Here is a 24,181-nt window from a genome sequence, read left to right as displayed (position 1 = left end):
GTGCCCTGGCACAAGGGGACGAGGGTGTTCGTCATCATGATTGCGGCATGGCGCGGCGGCGCCTGCTCTCGGCCGTCGGGCCGGGGGCGGGAGTCGCGCCGGCGCCGCTGCCCGCGGCTCCTAGGATCCAGCTCCCTCCTCCCCGCCGGATGGCCAGCGCCGATCAGGTTCTCGACCAGGCCATCGCCGCCCTGGAGCCCCTGCGCGACGCCGGCAGTGGCCGCAGCCTGCTGGAGCTGCAGTGGATCCGCCAGGTGCGGGTGCAGAACAACCGCGTGGTGTTCCGCCTGGCCCTGCCCGGTTTCGCCGGCAGCCAGCGGGAGCGCATCGCTGCCGAGGCCCGCAGTGCCCTGCTGGCCCTCGGCGGCATCGACGACGTGCAGATCGAGCTGGCCCAGCCCACCGAGGCGGCCCCCGCCCAGTCCCAGGCGGCGGGTCACAGCCATGGTCACAGCCACAGCCATGGCGGTGCCCCGATCGGCGCGGCCGGTCACGGCGGCGGCGGGCCCGAGCGCCAGGCCATCCCCGGCGTCAAGCAGGTGATCGCCGTGAGCAGCGGCAAGGGCGGCGTGGGCAAGAGCACCGTGGCCGTGAACCTGGCCTGTGCCCTGGCGGCCAGCGGTCTGCGGGTCGGCCTGCTCGACGCCGACATCTATGGGCCCAACGCCCCCACCATGCTCGGGGTGGCGGACCGCACCCCCGAGGTGCGTGGCGAGGGCGCGGCCCAGGTGCTCACGCCGATCGAGAGCTGCGGCATCGCCATGGTGTCGATGGGACTGCTGATCCAGGAGAACCAGCCGGTGATCTGGCGCGGCCCCATGCTCAACGGCATCATCCGCCAGTTCCTCTACCAGGTGGACTGGGGCGAACGCGATGTGCTGGTGGTGGACCTGCCCCCCGGCACCGGCGACGCCCAGCTCAGCCTGGCCCAGGCCGTGCCCATGGCCGGGGTGGTCATCGTCACCACTCCCCAGCAGGTGTCCCTGCAGGATGCGCGCCGCGGCCTGGCGATGTTCCTGCAGATGGGCGTGCCGGTGCTCGGGGTGGTGGAGAACATGACGGCCTTCATCCCGCCCGATGCGCCCGAGAAGCGCTACGAGCTGTTCGGCCGCGGCGGCGGCCAGCGCCTGGCCGAGGAGGCCGGCGTGCCGCTGCTGGCCCAGCTGCCGATGGACCTGGCGGTGGTCCAGGGCGGCGATGGCGGCCGCCCGGCGGTGCTGAGCGCGCCGGAGTCGGCCACGGCCCAGGCCTTCCGCGCCCTGGCCGAGCGGCTGCTGAGCGCCGTGCCGGCGGCATGACGCTGCTCGGGGCATGGGGCCGCCGGCCGGACCTGTTCTCCGGGGGCCGGGTCGCCCGTCGCCGCTGGTTCGACGGCGTCGACAAGCTGCTGTGGTGGATTCCGCTGGCGATGATCGCCCTCGCCGGCATCCTGATCGCCAGCACCCAGCGCCAGGCCGGCTACGCTGACTGGTATCAGCACTGGGTCACCGCGGCCGTGGGGATGGGGGTGGCCCTGCTCCTGGCCCGCGTGCCCCTGGAGCGGTTCAGCCAGTGGCAGTGGCCCATCTATGGGGTGATGGTGGCCAGCCTGATCGCGGTGCGGATCGTCGGGGTGAGCGCCCTGGGGGCCCAGAGCTGGATCAACATCGCCGGCTTCCATGTGCAGCCATCCGAATTCGCCAAGGTGGCGGCGATCCTGTTGCTGGCCCGTGTGCTCACCCGCCACCCGGTGGAACGGCCGGTGGATCTGGTGCGGCCTGTGGGGATGATCAGCCTGCCCTGGCTGCTGGTGTTCGTTCAGCCGGATCTGGGCAGCTCGCTCGTCTTCGGCGCCATCCTGCTGGTGATGATGTTCTGGTCGGGGATGCCCGGCGCCTGGGTGGTCCTGTTCATGTCGCCGCTGTTCACGGCGATCCTGGCGGGCGCGTTCCCCTGGCTGCTGCTGGCCTGGATCCCGGCCATGGGCTGGCTGGCCTGGAGCTCCCTGCCCTGGAAGCGCATGGCCCTCGCCGTGGTGCTGGCGGTGCAGGGGGTCTTCGCCGTGGCCACGCCATGGCTGTGGAACCACTTTCTGCAGCCCCACCAGCGGGCCCGTCTCACCCTGTTCCTGGATCCCTCCCAGGACCCCCTCGGCGGCGGCTATCACCTGCTCCAGAGCATGGTGGGGATCGGTTCCGGTCGCCTGTTCGGCACCGGCCTGATGCAGGGCCACCTCACGCTGCTGCGCTTCATTCCCGAGCAGCACACGGATTTCATCTTCAGTGCCCTGGGTGAGGAGACCGGTTTCCTCGGCTCGCTGCTGGTGGTGGCGGGCTATGTGGTGTGGATCTGGCGCCTGCTTCAGATCGCCGGCAAAGCGCGCACGGACTACGAATCCCTGGTGGTGGTTGGGATTGGTGCGATGGTGATGTTCCAGGTCGTGGTCAACATCAACATGACCATCGGCCTGGGACCGATCACCGGCATCCCCCTGCCCTGGATGAGCTACGGCCGCTCGGCGATGCTCGTGAACTTCATCGCCCTGGGGCTGTGTGCCTCGGTGGCGCGTCGGGGCCTGGCGGCCAAGGCCCGCCGGTGAGCGCGTCCGCCCCCGGTGATTCCCTCCCCGGCGATTCCCTGGAGGCCCTGCGGCGCCGCCTCGCCCGCGATGTGCCCCCCGGCCGCGGCGACGAGGACGGCAGCCGCCGCCAGTGGTGGGCGGCCCTGGCCACCCTGCAGGACGACTTCCTGCTGCCGCTCCAGCCCCTGCAGGGGGTGTGGCTGGCCGCACCCCTGCCGGCCCTCTACGAGCCGCCCCTGCTGGCCCAGCTGCAGGGTTGGGTCTGGGCTCCGGCCGAGCTGGGGGACCTGCTCCAGCCGGCCCCGCTGCTGCCCGGCATCCAGCCCTCCGCCGAGGCGCCCGCCGGCCTCGGCGGCTTCGCTCGCCTGCCCCTGGAGGAGGCCGATGGCAGCGATCCGCTGCTGCTGCTGATCACGCCGCGGCTGCAGCTGGCCCTGGCCCTGGCGGGTCCACCGGGGCAGCGCCAGCTGGTGGCTCGCTTTGATCCCACCACCCTCTCGGCGGCCCTGAGCCTGGTGGATGCCCGGCTGCAGCGCAGTGCCCCGGAGCAGGGCCAGCGCCTGCGCCAGGCCCTGCACGGCCTCGGCCCGCTTCAGAGCGATGAGGGCCTGGCCGAGCGCTTCTGGCCGCGGCTGGCGGAGCGGCTGGCCTCGATGGCCCCCAGCGTCACCCTGCAGCCACTGGTGCACCGCAGCGAGGCGGCCCTGGGCGAGCCCCGCGCCGGTGCCAGTAGCGAGCTGGCCCTGCTGGAGGCGCTCACCCACGAGGTGCGCACACCCCTGGCCACGATCCGCACCCTGATCCGCTCGCTGCTGCGCCGCGACGACCTCTCCGCCCTGGTGCGCCAGCGGCTGCAGCAGATCGATGGCGAGTGCAGCGAGCAGATCGACCGCTTCGGCCTGATCTTCCACGCCGCCGAACTGCAGCGGCAGCCGCGGCCCAGCCGGGGCCAGGCGCTGGCCCGCACCGATCTGGCCGAGCTGCTGCGCCGGCTCGAGCCCCTGTGGCAGCACCAGCTGCAGCGCCGGGGCCTGCCGCTGCGGCTGGAGATCGCCCCCGAACTCTCCCCGGTGCTTAGCGATCCGAGCCGCCTTGAAACGATGCTGGGCGGCCTGATCGATCGCTTCAGCCGCGGCCTGCCCGGCGGCGCCACGGTGGTGCTGAGCCTGCAGCCGGCCGGTTCGCGCCTCAAGCTGCGGCTCAGCGGCAGCGGCATGGGTGCCGCCGCGCTGGACGGGGAGGCGGGGCCGGAGGCCGCGCGGCGGGTGGTGGGGCCGGTGCTGAGCTGGAACCCGGAAACCGGCAGCCTGCAGCTCAGCCGCCAGGCCACCCAGCGGCTGTTCCACAGCCTGGGCGGCCGCCTCACCGAGCGCTCCGGCAACGACCTCACCGTGTTCTTCCCGGTGGCGACGAGCTGAGCGTTGCCCCCGCCGGCGCTGGGTTTGTTGACGGGTGTGAAGAGAGCTGTGGGCCCGCCAGTCGGCCCCAAAACTCGGTGCTAGCTTCCAGCCGAAACGGTCTGCCGACTCCCCTTTTCGGAATAGCCATGGCATCTACGGCGCTGAGCGGTCAACTCCCGAAGTACCTCGGCAGCACGGGCGGGCTGCTCAACGCCGCTGAAACCGAGGAGAAGTACGCGATCACCTGGACCAGCTCCAAAGAGCAGGTGTTCGAGCTGCCCACCGGTGGTGCCGCCCACATGAACGAGGGCGAGAACCTGATGTATTTCGCCCGCAAGGAGCAGTGCCTCGCCCTGGGCACCCAGCTGCGCACCAAGTTCAAGCCCCGCATCGAGGACTACAAGATCTACCGCATCTTCCCCGGTGGTGATACGGAGTTCCTGCACCCCAAAGATGGTGTGTTCCCCGAGAAAGTGAACGAGGGTCGCGCCATCGTGGGCCACAACCCCCGCCGCATCGGCGAGAACCCCAACCCCGCCAACCTCAAGTTCAGCGGCAAGAACACCTTCGATTCCTGATCCCCGCTGGATCTGCCTCTCACCAGCCGCTCCCGATCCGGGCTGAATGCCGGGTCGTTGAGCGGCCAGCATCTATAACAGCGGGGCCAGGCGCCCCGTTTTTTTTGCCTGTCCGTCAGCCGTGATGCCCTCCCCCGATCGCGCCGCCTTCCTGGACCAGGCCGCGGCCGGCAGCAATTTTCTGCCGGTGTGGCGGCGCTGGCCGGCCGACCTGGAGACGCCGCTCACCACCTGGCTGAAGGTGGGGGCGGGCAGTCGCCACGGCGTGCTGCTCGAGTCGGTGGAGGGCGGCGAGCGGATCGGGCGCTGGAGCTTTGTGGTGAGCGATCCGCTCTGGACCCTCACGGTGCGCGGCGAGGCCGGCGAGCAGCTCTGGCGCGATGGCCGCAGCCGCGCCCTGGCGGGCAACCCCTTCGACCTGCTGCGCGGCGCCCTGGCGCCCTACCGCACCGAGCCGGTGCCGGGCCTGCCTCCGGTGGGCCAGCTGTTCGGCTTCTGGGGCTACGAGCTGATCCGCTGGATCGAGCCCAGCGTGCCCGTCCACGACCCGGCCCCGGGGGCGCCGCCGGACGGCTGCTGGATGCTGGCCGACAGCCTGCTGGTGTTCGACCAGGTGAAGCGCCAGATCACCGCCGTGGCCTACGCCGATCTCACGGCCGAGGGGGCCGCCGGCGGCGATGCGGACCGGGCCTATGACCAGGCCCTGGCCCGGCTCGATGCCCTGGAGGCCCGCATGCACGAGCCCCTGCCCGCCGGTGTCACCCCCCTCGACTGGCGCGACACGCCGGGCCTGGACCTGGCCACCACCAGCAACCGCGGCCGCGCCGACTTCGAGGCCGCCGTGGGAACGGCCAAGGAGCACATCGCCGCCGGCGACGTGTTCCAGCTGGTGCTGAGCCAGCGGCTCGAGACCCGCATCGACCGGGACCCCTTCGAGCTCTACCGCAGCCTGCGGATGGTGAACCCCTCGCCCTACATGGCCTTCTTCAACTTCGGCGGCTGGTACCTGATCGGCTCCAGTCCCGAGGTGATGGTCAAGGCCGATCCCCTGCCCGGGGCTGGGGGCGTCAAGGCCTCCCTGCGGCCCATCGCCGGCACGCGCCCCCGCGGCGCCGACGAGGCGGAGGACCGCGCCTTCGAGGCCGACCTGCTGGCCGACCCCAAGGAGCGGGCCGAGCACGTGATGCTGGTGGACCTGGGCCGCAACGACCTGGGCCGTGTCTGCCGGCCCGGCAGCGTGCGGGTGAGCGAGCTGATGGTGATTGAGCGCTACTCCCACGTGATGCACATCGTGAGTGAGGTGGAGGGCCTGCTGGATCCCCAGCACGACGTGTGGGATCTGCTGATGGCCTCCTTTCCCGCCGGCACCGTCAGCGGCGCCCCCAAGATCCGGGCCATGCAGCTGATCCACGCCCTCGAGCCCGACGCCCGCGGCCCCTATTCCGGCGTCTACGGCGCCATGGACCTCGGCGGCGCCCTCAACACCGCCATCACGATCCGCACGATGGTGGTGCTGCCGGCGGCCGAGGGGGGCTGGCGGGTGCAGGTGCAGGCGGGGGCCGGCATCGTGGCCGACTCGGTGCCCGCCGCCGAATACCAGGAGACCCTCAACAAGGCCCGCGGCATGCTCAAGGCCCTCGCCTGTCTGCAGGGGGCCGATGCGGCCACGGGGGTTGCCGCTGCGGGGGCCTCCGCCTGATGGCCGCCCCGCTGCTGCTCAAGGGCTTCGAGGTGGAGCTGTTCACGGGCCGCCCCGACGGCACCGTGGTGGGCTGCTCCGCCGAGGCCGCCGCGGCCCTGGAGGGCTTCGTGACCGAGCCCGACTGCCGCAACCTCGAATACACCACGCCGCCCGAGGCCAGCTATGCCCGCCAGCTGGAGCTGCTGCTGGAACCCCGCCAGCGCCTGCGGGCCTGGCTGGCCCACCGCGGCCTCACCCTGCTGCCCGGCAGCACCCTGAGCCTGGGGGACAGCCACCGCTTCGAGCGCTCCGACCCCGGCAACGCCTACCACGGCTACATCGAGACCACCTACGGCACCCGGGTGGTGACCGCCAGCGTGCACATCAACCTGGGGATCACCGCCATGGAGCCCCTGTTCGCCGCCTGCCGGCTGATGCGCTGCGAGGGCGCCCTGCTGCTGGCCCTGAGCGCCTGCTCCCCCTTCCTCGACGGTGTGGCCACCGGTGCCCACTCCCAGCGCTGGCTGCAGTTCCCGCTCACGCCGAAGCAGGTGCCGCTGTTCACCAGTCACCAGCACTACATCCGCTGGATCGAGGAGCAGCTGGCCGCCGGCAGCATGCAGAACGTGCGCCACCTCTGGACCTCGGTGCGCCCCAACGGCGACCACCGCCCCCACGACCTCAACCGTCTGGAGATCCGCATCTGTGATCTGATCGCCGATCCGGCGCTGCTGCTGGCGGTGACGGCCTTCGCCGAGCTGCGCATCCAGCAGCTGCTGGCCGATCCCGACGGCCACGACCCCCTGGGCCGCTCGTGCTTCAGCCCCGATGAACTGGCGGCCCTGGCGGATGCCAACGACCGGGCCGCCGCCCGCGCCAGCCTTGAGGCCCCGCTGGTCCACTGGCGCACGGGGGAGACCCTCACCGCCCGCGACTGGATCGCCGCCGAGCTGGAGCAGCTGGCTCCCCTGGCGACCGAGCTGGGGCTGACGGCCACCCTGGCGCCGCTGCAGCGGGTGCTCAGCGAGGGCAACCAGGCGATCCAGTGGCTGCGCCAGCTGGCGGCCGGCCAGGGCGTGGCCGGGATCCTGGCGGCGGGCATCGCGGCGATGGAGCGCGAGGAGCAGGCCCTGATCGCACTCACTGCGACAGACCGCTCGCGCGCTTTGGGATGATCATGGATCGCCCGCCCGCTGAGCCCGCCCCCATGCGGCAGTCCCTGACCGCCCCCCACGACAGCGGCGACGCACCCGGCGTCAGCGGCGATGCCATCAGCGGCAATCCGGCCCTGCTCGCCGCGGCGACGCCGCCCCAGGTGACCCGGCTGCTCGGTGAGCGGCTGGAGCTGGTGGAGGACCTCTGGCAGACCGTGCTGCGCAGTGAGTGCCCGCCGCTGCAGGCCGAGCGGCTGCTGCGGCTCAAGGCGCTCAGCGCCGGCATCGATGGCGGCGAGCTGGATCCCGGATCGGAGGCCGCCACCGCCGCGATCGTGCAGCTCATCCGCGAGATGGACCTGGCGGAGGCCATCGCCGCGGCCCGCGCCTTCTCCCTCTATTTCCAGTTGGTCAACATCCTCGAGCAGCACATCGAGGAGGACAGCTACCTGGCCAGCCTCAAGGCCCAGCACCGCGACGACCTCAGCGATCCCTTCGCGCCGCCCCTCGCCACCCAGACCGAACCGGCCACCTTCCGCGAGCTGTTCGCGCGCCTGCGGGGCCTCGGCGTGCCGCCGGCCCAGCTGGAGCAGCTGCTCCAGGAGCTGGACATCCGCCTGGTGTTCACCGCTCACCCCACCGAGATCGTGCGCCACACGGTGCGCCACAAGCAGCGCCGCGTGGCGGCCCTGATCCAGAAGCTGCAGCAGAACGGCCTGCCCAACCTGGATGAGCGCCACAGCCTGCGCCAGCAGCTGGAGGAGGAGATCCGCCTGTGGTGGCGCACCGATGAGCTGCACCAGTTCAAGCCCTCGGTGCTCGACGAGGTGGACTACGCCCTGCACTACTTCCAGCAGGTGCTGTTCGAGGCGCTGCCCCAGCTGCGCCAGCGGCTGCAAGGGGCCCTGGCCGCCAGCTACCCGGATGTGGTGCCGCCGCGGGATGCCTTCTGCACCTTCGGATCCTGGGTGGGCTCCGACCGGGACGGCAACCCCTCGGTGACGCCGGAGATCACCTGGCGCACCGCCTGCTACCAGCGCCAGCTGATGCTGGAGCGCTACATCGCCGCGGTGGGCAACCTGCGCGACCAGCTCAGCATCTCGATGCAGTGGAGCCAGGTGAGCGCGGCGCTGCTGGAGTCGCTGGAGATGGACCGGCTGCGCTTCCCGGAGATCTACGAGGAGCGGGCCGCCCGCTACCGGCTCGAGCCCTACCGGCTCAAGATCAGCTACATCCTGGAGCGCCTGCAGCTCACCCACCAGCGCAACCAGCAGCTGGCCGCCGCAGGCTGGGAGGCCCCCAGCGAGGGGCCGGCGCCGGTGGCCGAGCCCGGCTCCGGGCTGATGCCGGCCCCGGTGCAGGAGCTGCACTACACCTCCGTGGATGAATTCCGCGGCGACCTGGAGCTGATCCTCGCCAGCCTGGAGGGCACGGGCCTGAGCTGTGAGCCCCTGCAGAACCTGATCGCCCAGGTCCACACCTTCGCCTTCTGCCTCGCCAGCCTCGACATCCGCCAGGAGAGCACCCGCCACAGCGATGCCCTCGACGAGCTGAGCCGCTACCTGCAGCTGCCCGTGCCCTACGGCGCCATGGACGAGGAGCAGCGGGTGGCGTGGCTGCTCACCGAGCTGCAGACGCGCCGGCCCCTGATCCCCCCGGCGGCCCCGTGGACGCCCCCCACCCGCGAGACCTTCGACGTGTTTCGCATGCTGCAGCGGCTCCAGAAGGAGTTCGGCCGCCGCATCTGCCGCACCTACGTGATCTCGATGAGTCACACGGTGTCGGATCTGCTGGAGGTGCTGCTGCTGGCCAAGGAGGCCGGGCTGGTGGATCCCTCCGCCCAGCGCTCCGACCTGCTGGTGGTGCCCCTGTTCGAGACCGTGGAGGATCTCCAGGGGGCGCCGGCCGTGATGGAGCGGCTGTTCCGGGAGCCCTTCTACCGCCAGCTGCTGGCCAGCAGCAGCAGCAACGCCGGCGGCCGGCCCCTGCAGGAGCTGATGCTCGGCTACTCCGACAGCAACAAGGACTCTGGCTTCCTCTCCAGCAACTGGGAGATCCACCAGGCCCAGATCGCCCTGCAGCGCCTGGCCAGCCAGCATGAGGTGGTGCTGCGCATCTTCCACGGCCGCGGCGGCTCGGTGGGGCGTGGCGGCGGTCCGGCCTACCAGGCGATCCTGGCCCAGCCCAGCGGCACCCTCAGCGGCCGCATCAAGATCACCGAGCAGGGGGAGGTGCTGGCCTCCAAATACTCCCTGCCCGAGCTGGCCCTCTACAACCTGGAGACCGTCACCACGGCGGTGCTGCAGAACAGCCTGGTCACCAGCCATGTGGACGACACCCCCAACTGGAACACCCTGATGGCGCGGCTGGCGGCCCGCTCGCGTCAGCACTACCGCGCCCTGGTGCACGACAACCCCGACCTGGTGGCCTTCTTCCAGCAGGTGACGCCGATCGAGGAGATCAGCAAGCTGCAGATCTCCAGCCGGCCGGCCCGGCGCAAGAGCGGCGCCAAGGACCTCTCCAGCCTGCGGGCCATCCCCTGGGTGTTCGGCTGGACCCAGAGCCGCTTCCTGCTGCCCAGCTGGTTCGGCGTCGGCGCGGCCCTGCAGGAGGAGATGGCTGGCGATCCCGAGCAGCTGGAGCTGTTCCAGCAGCTCTACCAGCGCTGGCCCTTCTTCCGGATGCTGATCTCCAAGGTGGAGATGACGCTCTCCAAGGTCGATCTCGACCTGGCGCACCACTACGTGCAGGCCCTGGGGCGCCCGGGCCACCGCGAGGCCTTCGAGCAGATCTTCGAGGCGATCGCCGCCGAGTTCGTGCTCACCCGCGATCTGGTGCTGGCGATCACCGGCCACAGCCGTCTGCTGGACGGGGATCCGGCCCTGCAGCTCTCGGTGGATCTGCGCAACCGCACGATCATTCCCCTGGGCTTCCTGCAGGTGGCGCTGCTGCGGCGCCTGCGGGACCAGAACCGCCAGCCGCCCACCAGCGAGGCCGCCAGCCCCAGCGACGACGGCCGCACCTACAGCCGCAGCGAGCTGCTGCGGGGTGCCCTGCTCACGATCAACGGCATCGCCGCCGGCATGCGCAACACGGGCTGACGTGCTGGATTCCCTCTTGATCCCCTTCCGCAGCCAGAACCAGCCCCCGGTGCTGCCCCAGGGCTATGCCTTCGACGGCCGCGGCAGCGTGGAGCCAGCCGAGCTCAATGCCCTGCTGGTGGCCTGCGGCGAACCGGAGCGCCCCCTGGCCCGGCTGGAGGCGGCCCTGGCCCGCAGCGCCTGGCAGCTCTGCCTGCGGGATGGCGGCGGCCAGCTGGTGGGCTTCGCCCGGGTCACGAGCGACCTGGCCCTCAACGCCAACATCTGGGATCTCACGGCCCACCCGGCCGCAGCGGAGCGCGACCAGCTGCTGCTGGTGCTGGTCCACGCAGTCCTGCAGCGGCTGCGGCGGGAACTGCCGGGCTGCAGCATCTCGCTCTCGGCCCCGCCCGAGGCGCTCCAGGCCCTGCAGCAGCACGGCTTCGTGGTGGATCCGGGCGGCATCCGGGCCATGGGCCTGCAGCTGCTGGGCTGACGCCGGGGACGCCGTCCCGGACAAGCCATGAAAAAGCCCCGCCGGGTCGGGCGGGGCTGTCGGGTGGGGCTTGTCTGCGGGCCGTCACGAGCATGGAGGGACTCGAACCCCCGACATTCAGAACCGGAATCTGACGCTCTATCCAACTGAGCTACATGCCCATGGACGTGCAGCCCATGGCTCGGTTGAGGCCAGGCCTCCGCCGCGGGACTTACCTTAACCGGCAGACGGCCCCGGACCCATTCGGCTGCAACGCCTGGAGCTCCGCCAGTTCCGCAACTACGCCCAGCAGGATCTGGTGATCGAGGCGCCCCGCCTGCTGGTGATCGGCAGCAACGGCGAGGGCAAGTCGAACCTGCTGGAGGCGGTGGAACTGCTCGGCAGCCTGCGCTCCCACCGCTGCAGCGCCGACCGGGACCTGATCCGCCACGGGGAGTCCTGCGCCCTGCTGCGGGCCGACTGCGCGGGGGGCGATCGGCTCGAACTGGAGCTGCGCCGCCGGGGCGGTCGGGAGGCCCGCCGCAACGGCAAGGTGCTGGAGCGCCAGCTGGATCTGATCGGGCCGCTGCGCTGCGTGGGCTTCAGTGCCCTGGATCTGGAGCTGGTGCGGGGTGAGCCGGCGCTGCGGCGCCAGTGGCTGGACCGGGTGGTGCTGCAGCTGGAGCCGGTCTACGCCGAGCTGCTGAGCCGCTACGGGCGGCTGCTGCGCCAGCGCTCCCAGCTGCTGCGCCGCGGCCTGGGCCGCGCCCACCTCGCCGATCTGCTGGAGGCCTTCGACCAGCAGATGGCCCTGGTCGGCACCCGGCTGCACCGCCGCCGCCGCCGTGCCCTGGCCCGGCTTGAGCCCCTGGCGGCGGCCTGGCAGCAGCGGCTCAGCGGCGGGCGCGAGCGCCTGGAGCTGCGCTACTGCCCCGGCAGCCTGCTGGAGGGGGAGGAGGCGGAGGCCCCCTGGCGGGAGGCGCTGCTGGAGCAGCTCCGCCGCCAGCGCGAGGACGAGCTGCGCCTGGGCCAGTGCAGCGTGGGCCCCCACCGCGACGAGATCGCCCTGGAGCTGGGCGGTCAGCCCGCCCGCCGCTACGGCTCGGCCGGCCAGCAGCGCACCCTGGTGCTGGCCCTCAAGCTGGGGGAACTGGAGCTGGTGCACCAGCTCTGGGGCGAGCCGCCGCTGCTGCTGCTCGACGACGTGCTGGCCGAGCTCGATCCCGCCCGCCAGCAGCTGCTGCTGGAGGCGGTGGGGGAGGGGCACCAGTGCCTGGTGAGTGCCACGCACCTGGGGGCCTTCGGCGGTGGCTGGCGGGAGCAGTCGCAGATTGTGGGCGTGGAGCACGGTCTGCTCGGCCCAGGCCGTTAAGCTGGTGCGCTGTTTACCTGGATTCGATGAGCCAGACCGCGGCCTGCCTCCACCCCAACCCGGGATGGACCGGAGCTGAGAGCCCCTTCTCCCCAAGCCCCCAACCCCCCAGTGCCACCGACATGGTGGGCAAACACTGCATCCTCGAGCTCTACAACTGCGATCCGAGCAAGCTCGATGACGAAGCCTTCCTCAGGACCGCCATCACGACAGCAGCGAAACGTGCTGGCGCCACTCTCCTGAATCTGATCACCCACCGGTTTGAACCGCAGGGGGTGACGGGGCTGGCCCTGTTGGCCGAATCCCATATCTCGATCCACACCTGGCCGGAGTCCGGCTACGCCGCGGTGGATGTGTTCACCTGTGGTGACCACACCATGCCGGAGCGGGCCTGCACGGTGTTGAGCGAGGAGCTCGATGCGGGCCACTACAAGCTCAAGAGCTTCCGCCGCGAGACCCCCTGCAGCGTCGCCGGCGCCGAGCGGGAGCCGGCCCTGGCGGCCGCCTGAACCCAGCGGGGCCCTGGCGCCCTTCCCCTCCCCTGGGGTCGTGCCCGCCTGAGCCCCTGGCTGTTGTCTGCCCCGCCCCGTGGCGGGGCTTTTTGCTGTCCGGCGGGTCCCGGCGGCCCTTGGCCACGCGCCGTGCGGCGGGTCGGTGTCTGGCCGGTCAGCCCTGGGCGGCGGCCAGCAGCTCGCGGTTGAGCTTGCCGCTCACCAGGCCCTCCAGGTCCAGGCTCACGGCGCTGAAGCCCAGCTCCCGGAAGGTCTGCACCAGCTCCTGGCGCGCCCGGGGCTCCAGCAGCTCGCCGATCCGCTGTTGCGGCAGCTCGATCCGGGCCGTCTCCCCCTGGCTGCGCACCCGCAGCTCCTGGAAGCCCCGCTGGCGCAGCCAGGCCTCGGCCGCCGCCACCCGCCGCAGGCGCTGGGCCGTGATCGCCTCGCCATAGGGGAAGCGGGAGGCCAGGCAGGGCTGGGCGGGCTTGTCCCACCAGGGGAAGCCGAGGGCCCGGGAGATGGCGCGCACCCCGGCCTTGTCGATGCCCAGCTCCGCCAGGGGTGACAGCACGCCCCGCTCGCGGGCGGCCTGGATGCCGGGGCGGTGGTCGCCCAGGTCGTCCAGGTTGACCCCATCGAGCACCTGGGCGGCAGGCCACTGCGCTGCGCCGGCCCCGGACGCCTGCTCCCCGGCGGGCTCGGCCAGGTCTGCCACCAGGGTCGCCAGCAGCGCGTGCAGTTCGCGCTTGCAGGCATAGCAGCGGTTGGCCGGGTTGTTCGCGTAGGTCGGGTCCTCCAGCTCGGCCGTGGCCAGCTCGCGGTGGGCCAGGCCCAGCCAGCGGGCCTGCAGCCGCGCCTCCTCCAGCAGGTGCGGCGCCAGGGCGGGCGACACCCCCGTCACCGCCAGGGCGCCGTCCCCCAGCTGCTCGGCGGCGATGGCCGCCACCAGGGCGCTGTCGACACCGCCGGAGTAGGCCACCACCACCGGGCCCAGGGCGGCGATCCGCTGGCGCAGCCGCGTCAGGTCGCGCTGCAGGGCCTCGGGCAGGGTCTCGAGCTGGGGATGCTCCACTGGGCCAGGTGCGCGCTGCTGGCCTTCCAGCGGATGGGCTCCAGGCGGATGCTGCTCGCCGCCATGGGTCCCGGAGTCGCAGGGGCTGCCGCCGGGACGCGTGGGGCTCGGGCTTGGCTGCATGCCGGGGGACGGCCCTCGTTAGGATCCAACGGTAAGAGGGCCGCTCATGGCGCCGCAGGCGACCTCAGCCACCAGTTCCCCCCGCTCCGGACGCCCCACAGGCACCGGCCGTGGCATCGGCATCCGCACGGCCGCCGGCAGCAGCGAGCGCAGCCACGGCCAGCTGCACGTCTACGACGGCGAGGGCAAGGGCAAGAGCCAGGCCGCCCTGGGCGTGGTGCTGCGCACCATCGGCCTGGGCATCTGCGAGCAGAAGCGCACCCGCGTGCTGCTGCTGCGCTTCCTCAAGGGCCCCGGCCGCTCCTACGACGAGGACGCCGCCATCGAGGCCCTGCAGCAGGGTTTCCCCCACCTGATCGACCAGGTGCGCACGGGCCGCGGTGAGTTCTTCACCGCCGAGGAGGCCACGCGTTTCGATCGCCAGGAGGCCCAGCGCGGCTGGGACATCGCCAAGGGCGCCATCGCCAGCGAGCTCTACTCGGTGGTGGTGCTCGATGAGCTCAACCCGGTGCTCGACCTGGGCCTGCTCGATGTGGAGGACGTGGTGCGCAGCCTGGCGGCCAAGCCCGACGGCATGGAGGTGATCGTCACCGGCCGGGGGGCGCCGCGCTCCCTGGTGCAGATCGCCGATCTCCACTCGGAGATGCGCGCCCACCGCCGCCACGACGCGACCCTGGAGGGCCTCGAGGCCGGCGAGGACGCCGAGGCGGCGGCCCTGGGCCTCGACGGGATCGAGATCTACACGGGCGAGGGCAAGGGCAAGAGCACCAGTGCCCTGGGCAAGGCCCTGCAGGCCATCGGCCGCGGCATCAGCCAGGACAAGAGCCACCGGGTGCTGATCCTGCAGTGGCTCAAGGGCGGCAACGGCTACACCGAGGACGCCGCCATCGCCGCCCTGCGCGAGAGCTATCCCCACCTGGTGGATCACCTGCGCTCCGGCCGCGACGCGATCGTGTGGCGGGGCCAGCAGCAGCCGATCGACTACGTGGAGGCGGAGCGGGCCTGGGAGATCGCCCGGGCCGCCATCGCCAGCGGCCTCTACAAGACCGTGATCCTCGATGAGCTCAACCCCACCGTGGATCTGGAGCTGCTGCCGGTGGAGCCGATCGTGCAGACCCTGCTGCGCAAGCCGGCGGAGACCGAGGTGATCATCACCGGGCGCTGCAAGCACCCGCCGGCCTATTTCGATCTGGCCTCGGTGCACTCGGAGATGGTGTGCCACAAGCACTACGCCGAGCGCGGCATCGATCTCAAGCGCGGCGTCGATTACTGACGTGCCTCAAGGTGGCGCGTCCCGTCGGTCGGGCCCGCCAGCGTTGAGACGGCTCCGAATCGTGCTGTTCGCATCCTCCACCTCGTCGACCAGGGCCTCCACCTCAAATTCCAGCTGTTCCGTGGCGATGAAGCGTCCCAGCAGCAGACCCACGAGCAGAACCACGTAGAGGGTGCTCGCCACGCTCAGCAGGATCACGAGGCGTTCGCCCACCGCGTTGGTCGGCACGATGTCGCCGAAGCCCAGGCCGCCGATCGTCACGAAGCTGAAGTAGGTGAGCCGATCCAGCAGCACCTGGTTGGTGGCGTTGGGCCCGAGGTTGAAGCTGCCGGGCTGGATCACCTGGATGGCGGTGGCCACCAGGCCCCCCGTGAGGCCCAGGTAGATGTAACCCGCTGCCGCACCGGCCATCACCTGGGCATTCACCCGGGGAACGCGCGCCAGCAGCTGCACCAGGCGCAGCGAGGTGGTGAGCGTGAAGCTGGTGCTCAGCACCATCACCGTGGCCCGCACGAAGGGATTCGGCCAGCCATGGCTCAGCAGCGGCAGCCAGAGCCCAGCCAGCGCCACCAGCCCGATGACCCGGTAGGCCGTCACCAGGGCGGCGGCGGAGGGGGAGGGCTTGAGCACCGGCAGGGTGCGGATCGACTGCAGGATCAGCAGGCTGAACAGCAGCGGAATCAGCCACTGGCCAGGCCCGTCGTGGCTGGCTGTGAGCGGCAGCAGCAGGATCGGCAGCAGCACCGTCACCAGGAGGGGGACGAACTGCCCCTCCAGACGCACCAGTCGGCGCTGCAGGCGCAGGCGCTGGGAGCGGACGTCAAGGCCGAAGTCGTCGCCTCCGGAGAGGGTGGGGCCCACGGGTGCCATCGGAGGCGCTGGTGCTCCGCTCAGTAGCGCGGCACCGAGGGATCCACCTCCTGGCTCCAGGCGTCGATGCCGCCGCTCACGTTGGTGCCCTCGATGCCGTGGCGGCCCAGGGCGATCAGGGCCTTGGCGCTGCGGCCGCCCAGCTTGCAGTGCACGTAGAGCTTCTTGCCCTGGGCGAGCTGGCGCACGTCGTCGATGGCCTCGCCGCTCTCGATCCGATCCAGCGGCACCAGCACCGCCCCGGGGATCACGGCGATGTCCGCTTCGGGCGGGTTGCGCACATCCAGCAGCAGGAAGTCCTCGAGCTGGCCATCGATGACCGTCTTCAGCTCGGCCACGGTGATGCTGGGCACCGCGCCCGCCTCCTCCTGGCCCGGGGCGGTGCCGCCCACGCCGCAGAACTCCTGGTAGTCGATCAGCTTGTCGATCACCGGGCGCTCGGGGTTGGGCCGCAGCTTCAGCTCGCGGAACTTCATCTGCAGGGCGTCAAACAGCAGCAACCGGCCGCTGAGGGTGGTGCCGATGCCGGTGATGATCTTCACCGCCTCGGTGGCCTGGATCACGCCGATGATCCCGGGCAGCACGCCCACCACACCGCCCTCCGCGCAGGAGGGCACCATGCCCGGCGGCGGCGGCTCGGGGAACAGGTCGCGGTAGTTCGGGCTTTCGGCATCCAGGTTGAACACCGTGGCCTGGCCTTCAAACCGGAAGATCGAGCCGTAGACGTTGGGCTTGCCCAGCAGCACGCAGGCGTCGTTCACCAGGTAGCGGGTGGGGAAGTTGTCCGTGCCGTCGCACACCAGGTCGTAGGGCCGGATGATCTCCAGGGCGTTCTCACTGGTGAGCGCCGTCTCGTAGAGATCCACCTGGCAGTGGGGGTTGATCTCCAGGATCCGCGCCTTGGCCGATTCGATCTTGGGCTTGCCCACCCAGCTGGTGCCGTGGATCACCTGGCGCTGCAGGTTGGAGTGGTCCACCACGTCGAAATCGACGATGCCGATCCGGCCCACGCCGGCGGCGGCGAGATACAGCAGCAGGGGCGACCCCAGGCCGCCGGTGCCCACGCACAGCACCGAGGCGGCCTTCAGCCGCTTCTGCCCCTCCATGCCCACCTCGGGCAGGATCAGGTGGCGCGAGAAGCGGGCCACCTCGTCGGGACTCAGCTGAACGCTGCTGGTGTCGAGCGGAAGCATGGGCGGGGAGTGCTTGCCAGCTCCCTACTCTCCCAAATCAGAGGGCCCGTCGCCCGCATGGCGCGACGCCCAGGCGCCGGGGCGTTCGGGTTTCGCCACCGCGATCGGCAGCTCCCGGGGGGCACCGCCGTCCTCGCCGGGGATCCACCAGGCCCGCAGCCCCGCGGCAGCCGCTGCGGCCGTTGCCTGTTCCCTGGCGGTGGCGGTGGCGGGGTCGCCGTCGCCCGGCTCCAGGCCGCTGCGGATCAGCATCAGGGTGGGCCCCCAGCAGAGCGCCAGGTCGGTGGCGGAGGGCTCGGCGGCGCTGCCGGGATGGCTGTGGGCCGCACCGAGCACCTGCAGGCCCCGGGCCCGGGCCCAGCGTTGGGCCTGCAGCTGCTCGCGGGGATCGAGGCTGAAGCGGCGGCGGCGCTCGCCGGCCGGCTGCCAGCGGTTCAGGCAGGGCCAGCTCTCCAGCAGCGCCAGCTCCGTGCCATCCCGCCGGCCCAGCAGCAGCGCACAGCCCTCCTCGGGTTCGGCGCTCTGCAGCGTGCGCGCCAGAACCATCAGGCAATGCCGATCTGCGCGCAGCTGCTCTGGTGTGGGGGCACTCACCCGGATACCTTATGGGCGCTGAACCCACAAGCCCTGGCTCCATGAGCGACGAGACCCCCGACCTGAAGGAGCCGGTGAGCGAGGCGATCGATGACGCCGCCGCCAGCTTCAGCCAGCGCTACAGCGAGATCCTCGGCAAGGTCAACCAGACCCTCGACCAGGTCGACTGGAGCCAGATCAGCCTCGTCCTCAAGGCGGTGGGTGTCCTGGTGGCCGTGATCGTGGCCCAGGTGCTGATCAAGGGGGTGCTCGACACCATCAACCTGCTGCCCGTGGTGCCCGGCCTGCTGGAGCTGCTGGGTCTGGTGGTGGTGGGTCAGTGGAGCTGGCAGAACCTCACCACCAGCGAGAAGCGCAGCGCCGTGCTGTCGCGGATCCAGAACCTGCGCCAGGAATACCTGGGCTGAGGGCCTGGGCCTCAGACCGAGCGGTCCTCGGCGGCTCGGTCCGAGTCGGCTGGCTCCGCCGGTCTTCTGCCAGGCAACTGTCTCCGAGCGGCCTGGTTCAAGGCGACTGGGACCAATGGGCTTGCTCGAGGCCCCTTCTTTCTCTCTCCCCCCGTGACTCAGCCCAGCGGGGGGTGGCGGAGCAGCCGCTGCACGCTCTGCTGGCTCTGGCTCCAGTAGCTACCGCCGAACAGGTTGGCGTGGTTGAGCAGGTGGTACAGGTTGTAGAGCTCAACCCGGCGCTGGTGGCCCTCCGGTAGTGGCCAGGTCGCCGCATAGCCGGCGAAGAAGGCTTCGGGGAAGCCCCCGAACAGCCGCGCCATGGCCAGATCCACCTCCCGGTCCCCGCGGTAGACCGCCGGATCGAACAGGGCGCCGCGGCCGTCCTCGAGCAGGGCGGCATTGCCGCTCCAGAGGTCGCCGTGCACCAGACAGGGCTGGGCACCATGGCCCTCCAGCCACTGCGGCACCTGGGCCAGCAGCGCCTCGGCTCCCTCCAGCCGCCGGCCGGAGCGGGCGGCCCAGGCGAGCTGGGCGCCGAGCCGCTGCTCCGCGAAGAACGCGCCCCAGCGCCGCCGCCAGCCGTTGGGCTGGGGCCCGGCGCCGATCACGTTGTCCCGATGCCAGCCGAAGCGGCCATCGGCCTGCTCCAGGCTGCGCCGGTGCAGCCGGGCCAGAGCCGCGCCAAGGTCCCACCAGCCGCTGTCCGGGCCCTGCGCCAGGGGCAGCCACTCCAGCAGCAGCAGGGCCTGGCCGTCCCGCTCCCCCCAGTGCAGCGGCCGGGGCACCACCGGATCGCCCGCGGCCGCGGCGGCCAGGGCCGTCAGCCCGTCGGCCTCGGCGTCCAGCAGTGGGAGCTGCCGGGCGTCGTTGGTCTTGGCGAACAGGCGCCGGCCATCGGCCAGCTCCAGGGCCCAGGCGCGGTGGATGCAGCCGCCCCCCACCGGCCGCAGCGCGGCCACGGCGGTGCCGAGCTGCTCGTGCACCCAGGCGGTGAGCGGCGTCGGCAGCACGGGGCCACGGCCTCGGTGGGGGCGTTGCCAGCATGCCGCCTGCCGTTCCCCATTGGCCGTTGCCTGCCGCGCCGGATTCCAACTGCCCCGGCGAACGCGACGCCGATCGCCCTCTCGAGCGCAGCGCCATCGCCAGCTCCGACCGCCACGCTGATCGGCCTGAGGTGATCGTGATCGGCGCCGGCATCGCCGGCCTCACGGCGGCGGCCCTGCTGGCCCGGGAGGGTCTGCAGGTGGTGCTGCTGGAGGCCCACAGCCAGAGCGGCGGCTGCGCCGGCAGCTTCCGCCGCGGTCCCTACCGCTTCGACGTGGGCGCCACCCAGGTGGCGGGCCTGGAGCCGGGCGGCATCCACTGGCGGCTCTGCCGCCACTTCGGGCTGCCGCTGCCGCCGGCCAGTGCCCTCGATCCGGGCTGCAGCGTGCGGCTGGCGGGGGAGGCGGAGCCGATCCAGCTCTGGCGGGATCCGCAGCGCTGGCAGCAGGAGCGCCTGCGCCAGTTCCCCGGCAGCGGCCGCTTCTGGGACCTCTGCGCCGCCCTGCACCGCAGCAACTGGGCCTTCGCCGCCCGCGATCCGGTGCTGCCGCCCCGCACCCCCTGGGACCTGGCCCGGCTGCTGGCGGCCCTGCGCCCCGCCACCCTGGCCAGCGGCCTGTTCACCACCGCGACCGTGGCGGATCTGCAGCGGCTCACGGGCTGCGGCGGCGATGGGCGCCTGCGCCGCTTCCTCGATCTCCAGCTGAAGCTCTACTCCCAGGAGCCGGCCGACCGCACCGCCGCCCTCTACGGCGCCACGGTGCTGGCCATGGCCCAGGCGCCGCTGGGCCTCTGGCACCTGCAGGGCTCGATGCAGGTGCTCAGCGACGATCTGGAACGGGCTCTGGCCGCGGCGGGCGGCGGGCTGCGGCTGCGGCACCGCGTCACGGGGCTGGAGCGGTTGACCGGGGGCGGCTGGCGGGTCACGGGCGAGGGCCCGGCCCGGCGACCCTTTGCGCTGGAGGCCGCGGAGGTGGTGTGCACGCTGCCGCCCCAGGCGCTGCCGTCGCTGCTGGGGGAGCAGCTGCCGCCGGCCTATGGCCGGCGCCTCAACGGCTTCGGCGATCCCTCCGGCGCCCTGGTGCTCTATGGGGCGGTGCCCCGCCAGGCTCTGCCCGCCGACGCCGGCCTGCATGCCCAGCTGGAGTGGGACGATCCGGGCAACCTGTTCGTGTCCCTCAGCGCCGAGGGTGACGGCCGGGCGCCGGCGGGGCAGGCCACGGTGATCGCCAGCGTGTTCACGGCGGCCCGGCCCTGGTTCGGCCTGGCGGAGCCGGACTACCAGCGGCGCAAGGCGGCCGCCCTGGCCGGAATCCAGGCCGGGCTGCAGCGGCTGCTGGGGCTGGAGTCCCACCACTGGCTCCACGCCGAGCTGGCCACGCCCCGGGGCTGGGCCGGCTGGACCGGTCGCCCCTTCGGCTTCGTGGGCGGCCTGGGGCAGCACCCCGGCCGCTTCGGCCCCTTCGGCCTGGCCAGCCGCACGCCCTTGCCCGGCCTGTGGCTCTGCGGCGATGCCATCTATCCGGGCGAGGGCACCGCCGGGGTGAGCCTCTCGGCGCTGATGGCCTGCCGCCAGCTGCTGGCCGGCCGCGGCCGGGAGCTGGTGCTCAGAGAAACTCCGGCCGCAGGGCCTGGCTGCGGCTGAGGGCCCGCTGCAGGCCCTCCCAGTCGTGGCCCTCCACCAGGGTTTCGAGCTGATCGAGCTCGCGGCGGTAGTGGCCCAGGGCCGCCAGCAGCGCCTCCCGGTTGCAGCGGGCCATCAGCGTGCCCAGCTCCGGGTTGCCGCCGCCCACCCGGCTGGTGTCGGCGAAGCCGCTGGAGGCCAGGGCCCGCACCAGCGCCCCGGCGCCCGCCTCGGCCCCGCCGGCGTCGGCGGCCTCGATCAGGGCGGCCCCCAGCAGCACCGGCAGGTGGGAGATCAGGGCCACGCTGCGGTCGTGGGCGCCGGCCTCGCAGGTGAGCCAGCGGGCCCCCACGGTGTCGGCCAGCTGGCGCACCGCCGCCAGAGCGCCGGGATCGGTTCCCGCCTCGGGTGTGGCCACCCAGGGGCGCTCCTGGAACAGTCCCGGGATTCCCGCCTCCACCCCGGCCTCGGCGGTCCCCGCCATCGGGTGGCTGGCCACGAAGCGCTCCCGTGCGCGCCAGCGCCGCAGCACCGGCTCCTTCACCGACCCCACGTCCGTCACCACCGCCCCGGCGGGGAGGGCGGCCAGCAGCTCGGCGGGGGGATCCAGCAGCCGGTCCAGCGGCAGGGCCAGCACCACCAGGCCGCAGCCCTGCAGCACGGCCGCGTCGGTGTCCACCGCATCGGCCAGCTGCCGCGCCCGGGCCCGCTCCGCCGTGGCGCTCCGGTGCACCAGGGCCTGCACGCGGATGCCGCGCCGGCGCAGGTCCAGCCCCAGGGAGCCGCCGATCAGGCCGAGGCCCACGATCCCCACGGGGCCCAGCCGCCACGGCTGGCTCCCGTCGCTGCTGGCGGCTGCTGTGGTCGCATCGCCGGTGGCGGCCGCCGCGACGGTGGGCGCCGGTGAGGCGCCTGCGGGCCCTGGCGCCGCCGGTATCCCTGGACTGGTCATCCCCCGCACAGTCGGCTGGAGCCAGCTTCCTACGATTCCCCGATGCTGGAAGCCCGGGCCCACGCGCAGCTCAAGGCGCTCCTCCGCCTGGAGGGGGAACCCCGCTGGCCCCACCACCTCACCCTCAGCCGGCTGGTGGCCCGCAGCCTGCGCCGCGGCGACCAGACCCTGGTGCGGCTGGCCCCCGGCTCCGACCCCAGCTGGCTGCTGGGCCTGCTGGTGCCCCTGGCCCTGGCGGAGGTGCCGCTGGCCCTGGTGGTCACCCCGGAGCTGCGGCAGCGGCTGCTGCAGGTGGAGCTGCCGCGCCTGCAGGCGGCCGGCCTGCAGCTGCCCTGCTGGGAGGGGCCGACGGCCCCGCCGCCGGATCGGCTCTGGCTGCTCCAGCACGCGGATCTGGTGGCGGCCTGGCGCCAGGGGCTGCTGGCGGACCGGCAGCTGGTGGTGCCCGAGGCCGAAGCCCTGGAGCCCCAGCTGCGCCGGGCCCTGGGCGTCAGCCTCGATTCCGGCGACTGGGAGGCCCTGCGCCGCAGCCTGCCCGCCGCCGCCGCCAGCCTGCTGGCGCTCCACGAACGGCTGAGCCGGCGGATCCTGGCGCGCCCCTGCGGACCCCTGCAGCAGGTGGCGATCGCTCCCGAGGAGGAGGCGCCCCTGCGCCAGTTGCTCGGCCTGCTCACGCCCCTGCCGGACCCCTGGCCCCAGTGGCTGGCGGCCGCCGGCGACGGCTGGGCCAGCTGGGCCCAGGTCGATCCGGTGCTGCTGCAGTGGCAGTGGCTGCGCCAGCCCCTGGAGCCCCTGGCGGCCATGGCCGGTCTGTGGGAGCAGCGGGGCGTGGTGCTGCTGGGCCAGGTGGTCGAGGGCAGCGGCCTTGGCTTCCGGCCCCAGGTGGAGGTCCGGCTGGCCGATCCACCACTGCAGGATCCCCTGCCCCTGTTCGCCCCCCAGGGCCAGGCCCTGCCCAATGCCCCCCACTACGCCAGCCATCTGCTCGAGCAGTCGCGGCGGCTGGTGCTGGGCCAGGCCGGCCTCACCGTGGTGCTGCTCGACGATGAGGGCCTGCGCCGCGGCCTGGCCAGCGGCCTGGCGGCCGAGTTCGGCAGCCGCGTGGGCCATGAGACCACCGCCCCCGAGGCCAATGGGGTGCTGTGCTGCAGCTGGAGCTGGTGGCTGGAGCACCAGGGCCGACTGCCTCTGCCCTGTCAGCTGGTGGCGGCCACCCTGCCGATCGCCAGCCTGGAGGATCCGCTCACGGCGGCCCGCGTTCAGGCCCTGCGGCTCCAGGGGCGCGACTGGTTCCGGGAGTTGCTGTTGCCGGAGGCCCTGGGGCGGCTGCAGCGGGCGGTGGCGGGCCTGCGGCGCAGCGGCGGCCGGCTGGCGGTGCTGGATGGACGCCTGCGTCGCCGCGGCTGGGGCCGCCAGGTGCTCCAGGCCCTCGAGCCCTGGGTGGCGCTGCAGCGCCTGCTGCCCAGCTGAGGCTGGCGATGGCCTGGCCCTCTAGCCTGCAGCGCGCAGGATCCAGGGGTCATGGGAGAAGCCAAACGCCGTGCCGAAACCGGGGCTCCGCCCCGCCCCAGACCCAAGGCCACCAAGCCGAAGGACACCTCGCCGCGCATCGCCCCCTGGCTGCCCCTCACCCAGAAGCAGGGTGAGCAGTTCGTGCAGGTCACCACCAAGGGCGCCTGGATCGGCATCGGCGCCCTGGTGCTGTTCTGGATCACCGTGCGCTTCCTGGGGCCGGCCCTGGGCTGGTGGACCCTGGCGGACGGCTGAGGCCCCGCCTCCGTCCATGACGACTCGCAACAAACGGAAGAAAACCTTTAGGCTGGGCGAACTCTTTGTCTGGGCGCCATGTTTGCGCGTCTCGCCGAGCACTACCGCTCGGTCGTTGAAGACCTGGTCATGAGCCTGCAGGCCCTCGCCGAGGGGCTGCAGGCCCAGGGCCTGGCGGCCACCTGCTACGTCTGCGGTGATGGCCGCGACGGCCAGGGCGCCTCCTTCGTGGCCGATCTGGGGGATGGCCACATGGTGCGCTTCCTCGTGTCCGACTACGGCATCAGCTGGGTCGAATCCCGCCATGGCCATGAACTGGTCAAGTTCGAGGGTGCCGAGGCGATCCAGGAACTGCAGCGCGTCGCCGATGCCGTGAGCGCCGGCCAGACGCCGACGCGCACGGCTGCCATGGCGCCCGCCTAGGGC

The 24,181-nt window shown here is 72.4% G+C and carries 22 protein-coding genes and 1 tRNA gene; 16 read left to right on the top strand and 7 right to left on the bottom strand.

The genetic code is table 11. From position 1 onward, the window contains the following. Window positions 1–149: 149 nt before the first annotated feature. The 8 genes from ACLV7J_RS12205 (at window position 150) to ACLV7J_RS12170 (ending at window position 10,949) form a co-directional block, all read left to right on the top strand. Entirely contained in the window at window positions 150–1,298 is a 1,149-nt protein-coding gene (locus ACLV7J_RS12205; protein ID WP_411869343.1) for a P-loop NTPase, read from the top strand. Further along, window positions 1,295–2,578, top strand: coding sequence for a rod shape-determining protein RodA (gene rodA, locus ACLV7J_RS12200; protein ID WP_411869342.1), 1,284 nt, complete (start codon window positions 1,295–1,297; stop codon window positions 2,576–2,578). The genes ACLV7J_RS12205 and rodA overlap by 4 nt, the downstream gene beginning before the upstream one ends. Continuing rightward, window positions 2,575–3,978: a sensor histidine kinase gene (locus ACLV7J_RS12195; protein ID WP_411869341.1), complete on the top strand. Its 1,404-nt coding sequence runs from the start codon at window positions 2,575–2,577 to the stop codon at window positions 3,976–3,978. The genes rodA and ACLV7J_RS12195 overlap by 4 nt, the downstream gene beginning before the upstream one ends. A gap of 128 nt (window positions 3,979–4,106) precedes the next feature. Then, entirely contained in the window at window positions 4,107–4,538 is a 432-nt protein-coding gene (locus tag ACLV7J_RS12190) for a photosystem I reaction center subunit II PsaD (RefSeq protein WP_255128296.1), read from the top strand. Window positions 4,539–4,662: 124 nt separating this feature from the next. Beyond that, window positions 4,663–6,237, top strand: coding sequence for an anthranilate synthase component I family protein (locus ACLV7J_RS12185; protein ID WP_411869340.1), 1,575 nt, complete (start codon window positions 4,663–4,665; stop codon window positions 6,235–6,237). After that, complete coding sequence (gshA, locus tag ACLV7J_RS12180) at window positions 6,237–7,394, top strand: glutamate--cysteine ligase (RefSeq protein WP_411869339.1); 1,158 nt, start codon at window positions 6,237–6,239, stop codon at window positions 7,392–7,394. The genes ACLV7J_RS12185 and gshA overlap by 1 nt, the downstream gene beginning before the upstream one ends. Next, window positions 7,391–10,474 carry a phosphoenolpyruvate carboxylase gene (gene ppc, locus ACLV7J_RS12175; protein WP_411869338.1) on the top strand — a complete coding sequence of 1,028 codons (3,084 nt, stop codon included), beginning with the start codon at window positions 7,391–7,393 and terminating at the stop codon, window positions 10,472–10,474. Before gshA ends, ppc begins: the two co-directional genes overlap by 4 nt. 1 nt (window position 10,475) lies before the next feature. Further along, window positions 10,476–10,949 (top strand): N-acetyltransferase, encoded by a 474-nt coding sequence (locus ACLV7J_RS12170; RefSeq protein ID WP_411869337.1) that lies wholly within the window; start codon window positions 10,476–10,478, stop codon window positions 10,947–10,949. Between the two features lie 87 nt (window positions 10,950–11,036). Here ACLV7J_RS12170 and ACLV7J_RS12165 read toward each other — a convergent pair. Next, window positions 11,037–11,110, bottom strand: a tRNA-Arg gene (locus tag ACLV7J_RS12165). Window positions 11,111–11,247: 137 nt separating this feature from the next. Here ACLV7J_RS12165 and recF point away from each other — a divergent pair. Further along, window positions 11,248–12,300 carry a DNA replication/repair protein RecF gene (gene recF, locus ACLV7J_RS12160; RefSeq protein ID WP_411869336.1) on the top strand — a complete coding sequence of 351 codons (1,053 nt, stop codon included), beginning with the start codon at window positions 11,248–11,250 and terminating at the stop codon, window positions 12,298–12,300. Window positions 12,301–12,326: 26 nt separating this feature from the next. Then, on the top strand, window positions 12,327–12,809 hold the full coding sequence (speD, locus tag ACLV7J_RS12155) for an adenosylmethionine decarboxylase (RefSeq protein WP_411869335.1): 483 nt from the start codon (window positions 12,327–12,329) through the stop codon (window positions 12,807–12,809). A gap of 157 nt (window positions 12,810–12,966) precedes the next feature. Here speD and larE read toward each other — a convergent pair whose 3' ends face one another. Continuing rightward, window positions 12,967–13,989, bottom strand: coding sequence for an ATP-dependent sacrificial sulfur transferase LarE (gene larE / locus ACLV7J_RS12150; protein ID WP_411869334.1), 1,023 nt, complete (start codon window positions 13,987–13,989; stop codon window positions 12,967–12,969). 46 nt (window positions 13,990–14,035) lie between these two features. Here larE and ACLV7J_RS12145 point away from each other — a divergent pair, with 46 nt between their 5' ends. Continuing rightward, window positions 14,036–15,262 carry a cob(I)yrinic acid a,c-diamide adenosyltransferase gene (locus ACLV7J_RS12145; RefSeq protein ID WP_411869333.1) on the top strand — a complete coding sequence of 409 codons (1,227 nt, stop codon included), beginning with the start codon at window positions 14,036–14,038 and terminating at the stop codon, window positions 15,260–15,262. Window positions 15,263–15,268: 6 nt separating this feature from the next. Here the strand turns inward: ACLV7J_RS12145 and ACLV7J_RS12140 are convergent, their stop codons facing one another. Genes ACLV7J_RS12140 through ACLV7J_RS12130 form a run of 3 tightly spaced genes read right to left on the bottom strand, consistent with a single transcriptional unit; the run spans window position 15,269 to window position 17,871 of the window. Then, entirely contained in the window at window positions 15,269–16,123 is an 855-nt protein-coding gene (locus ACLV7J_RS12140; protein ID WP_411869332.1) for an ion channel, read from the bottom strand. 29 nt (window positions 16,124–16,152) lie between these two features. Next, window positions 16,153–17,325, bottom strand: coding sequence for a molybdopterin-synthase adenylyltransferase MoeB (moeB, locus tag ACLV7J_RS12135; protein ID WP_411869331.1), 1,173 nt, complete (start codon window positions 17,323–17,325; stop codon window positions 16,153–16,155). Between the two features lie 24 nt (window positions 17,326–17,349). Continuing rightward, complete coding sequence (locus tag ACLV7J_RS12130; protein ID WP_411869330.1) at window positions 17,350–17,871, bottom strand: M67 family metallopeptidase; 522 nt, start codon at window positions 17,869–17,871, stop codon at window positions 17,350–17,352. 89 nt (window positions 17,872–17,960) lie between these two features. On the opposite strand from ACLV7J_RS12130, the gene ACLV7J_RS12125 reads away from it, so the two are divergent. Beyond that, complete coding sequence (locus ACLV7J_RS12125) at window positions 17,961–18,326, top strand: CAAD domain-containing protein (RefSeq protein WP_255126254.1); 366 nt, start codon at window positions 17,961–17,963, stop codon at window positions 18,324–18,326. A gap of 158 nt (window positions 18,327–18,484) precedes the next feature. Here the strand turns inward: ACLV7J_RS12125 and ACLV7J_RS12120 are convergent, their stop codons facing one another. Further along, window positions 18,485–19,378: a fructosamine kinase family protein gene (locus ACLV7J_RS12120; RefSeq protein ID WP_411869329.1), complete on the bottom strand. Its 894-nt coding sequence runs from the start codon at window positions 19,376–19,378 to the stop codon at window positions 18,485–18,487. Between the two features lie 32 nt (window positions 19,379–19,410). On the opposite strand from ACLV7J_RS12120, the gene crtD reads away from it, so the two are divergent. Then, window positions 19,411–21,057: a C-3',4' desaturase CrtD gene (gene crtD, locus ACLV7J_RS12115; RefSeq protein WP_411869328.1), complete on the top strand. Its 1,647-nt coding sequence runs from the start codon at window positions 19,411–19,413 to the stop codon at window positions 21,055–21,057. On the opposite strand, the gene ACLV7J_RS12110 is transcribed toward crtD, so the two are convergent. Continuing rightward, entirely contained in the window at window positions 21,020–21,988 is a 969-nt protein-coding gene (locus ACLV7J_RS12110) for a prephenate/arogenate dehydrogenase (protein WP_411869327.1), read from the bottom strand. The two genes, crtD and ACLV7J_RS12110, sit on opposite strands and share 38 nt — an antisense overlap. A gap of 42 nt (window positions 21,989–22,030) precedes the next feature. Here ACLV7J_RS12110 and ACLV7J_RS12105 point away from each other — a divergent pair, with 42 nt between their 5' ends. From ACLV7J_RS12105 to ACLV7J_RS12095, 3 genes are all read left to right on the top strand, one after another. Next, on the top strand, window positions 22,031–23,458 hold the full coding sequence (locus ACLV7J_RS12105) for a helicase (RefSeq protein WP_411869326.1): 1,428 nt from the start codon (window positions 22,031–22,033) through the stop codon (window positions 23,456–23,458). 51 nt (window positions 23,459–23,509) lie between these two features. Beyond that, window positions 23,510–23,755, top strand: a complete 246-nt coding sequence (locus tag ACLV7J_RS12100; RefSeq protein ID WP_411869325.1) for a DUF2839 domain-containing protein — start codon at window positions 23,510–23,512, stop codon at window positions 23,753–23,755. A gap of 78 nt (window positions 23,756–23,833) precedes the next feature. Continuing rightward, window positions 23,834–24,178 carry a DUF1815 family protein gene (locus ACLV7J_RS12095; RefSeq protein WP_411869324.1) on the top strand — a complete coding sequence of 115 codons (345 nt, stop codon included), beginning with the start codon at window positions 23,834–23,836 and terminating at the stop codon, window positions 24,176–24,178. Window positions 24,179–24,181: the final 3 nt, after the last annotated feature.

This window comes from Vulcanococcus limneticus LL (assembly GCF_943369875.1).
GTDB classification, from domain to species: domain Bacteria; phylum Cyanobacteriota; class Cyanobacteriia; order PCC-6307; family Cyanobiaceae; genus Vulcanococcus; species Vulcanococcus limneticus_A.
Note: the sequence above shows the minus strand (reverse complement) of the source record. Positions and strands in the feature narration are given on the sequence as shown.

Coding starts and splice junctions, on each gene's coding strand:
- ACLV7J_RS12125 (WP_255126254.1), top strand. CDS start 17,961: ATGAGCGACGAGACCCCCGACCTGAAGGAGCCGGTGAGCGAGGCGATC.
- ACLV7J_RS12105 (WP_411869326.1), top strand. CDS start 22,031: ATGCTGGAAGCCCGGGCCCACGCGCAGCTCAAGGCGCTCCTCCGCCTG.
- ACLV7J_RS12100 (WP_411869325.1), top strand. CDS start 23,510: ATGGGAGAAGCCAAACGCCGTGCCGAAACCGGGGCTCCGCCCCGCCCC.
- ACLV7J_RS12130 (WP_411869330.1), bottom strand. CDS start 17,871: ATGGTTCTGGCGCGCACGCTGCAGAGCGCCGAACCCGAGGAGGGCTGT.
- ACLV7J_RS12145 (WP_411869333.1), top strand. CDS start 14,036: ATGGCGCCGCAGGCGACCTCAGCCACCAGTTCCCCCCGCTCCGGACGC.
- ACLV7J_RS12095 (WP_411869324.1), top strand. CDS start 23,834: ATGTTTGCGCGTCTCGCCGAGCACTACCGCTCGGTCGTTGAAGACCTG.
- larE (WP_411869334.1), bottom strand. CDS start 13,989: ATGCAGCCAAGCCCGAGCCCCACGCGTCCCGGCGGCAGCCCCTGCGAC.
- ACLV7J_RS12110 (WP_411869327.1), bottom strand. CDS start 21,988: ATGACCAGTCCAGGGATACCGGCGGCGCCAGGGCCCGCAGGCGCCTCA.
- ACLV7J_RS12205 (WP_411869343.1), top strand. CDS start 150: ATGGCCAGCGCCGATCAGGTTCTCGACCAGGCCATCGCCGCCCTGGAG.
- moeB (WP_411869331.1), bottom strand. CDS start 17,325: ATGCTTCCGCTCGACACCAGCAGCGTTCAGCTGAGTCCCGACGAGGTG.
- speD (WP_411869335.1), top strand. CDS start 12,327: ATGAGCCAGACCGCGGCCTGCCTCCACCCCAACCCGGGATGGACCGGA.
- ppc (WP_411869338.1), top strand. CDS start 7,391: ATGATCATGGATCGCCCGCCCGCTGAGCCCGCCCCCATGCGGCAGTCC.
- gshA (WP_411869339.1), top strand. CDS start 6,237: ATGGCCGCCCCGCTGCTGCTCAAGGGCTTCGAGGTGGAGCTGTTCACG.
- crtD (WP_411869328.1), top strand. CDS start 19,411: ATGCCGCCTGCCGTTCCCCATTGGCCGTTGCCTGCCGCGCCGGATTCC.
- ACLV7J_RS12185 (WP_411869340.1), top strand. CDS start 4,663: ATGCCCTCCCCCGATCGCGCCGCCTTCCTGGACCAGGCCGCGGCCGGC.
- ACLV7J_RS12190 (WP_255128296.1), top strand. CDS start 4,107: ATGGCATCTACGGCGCTGAGCGGTCAACTCCCGAAGTACCTCGGCAGC.
- rodA (WP_411869342.1), top strand. CDS start 1,295: ATGACGCTGCTCGGGGCATGGGGCCGCCGGCCGGACCTGTTCTCCGGG.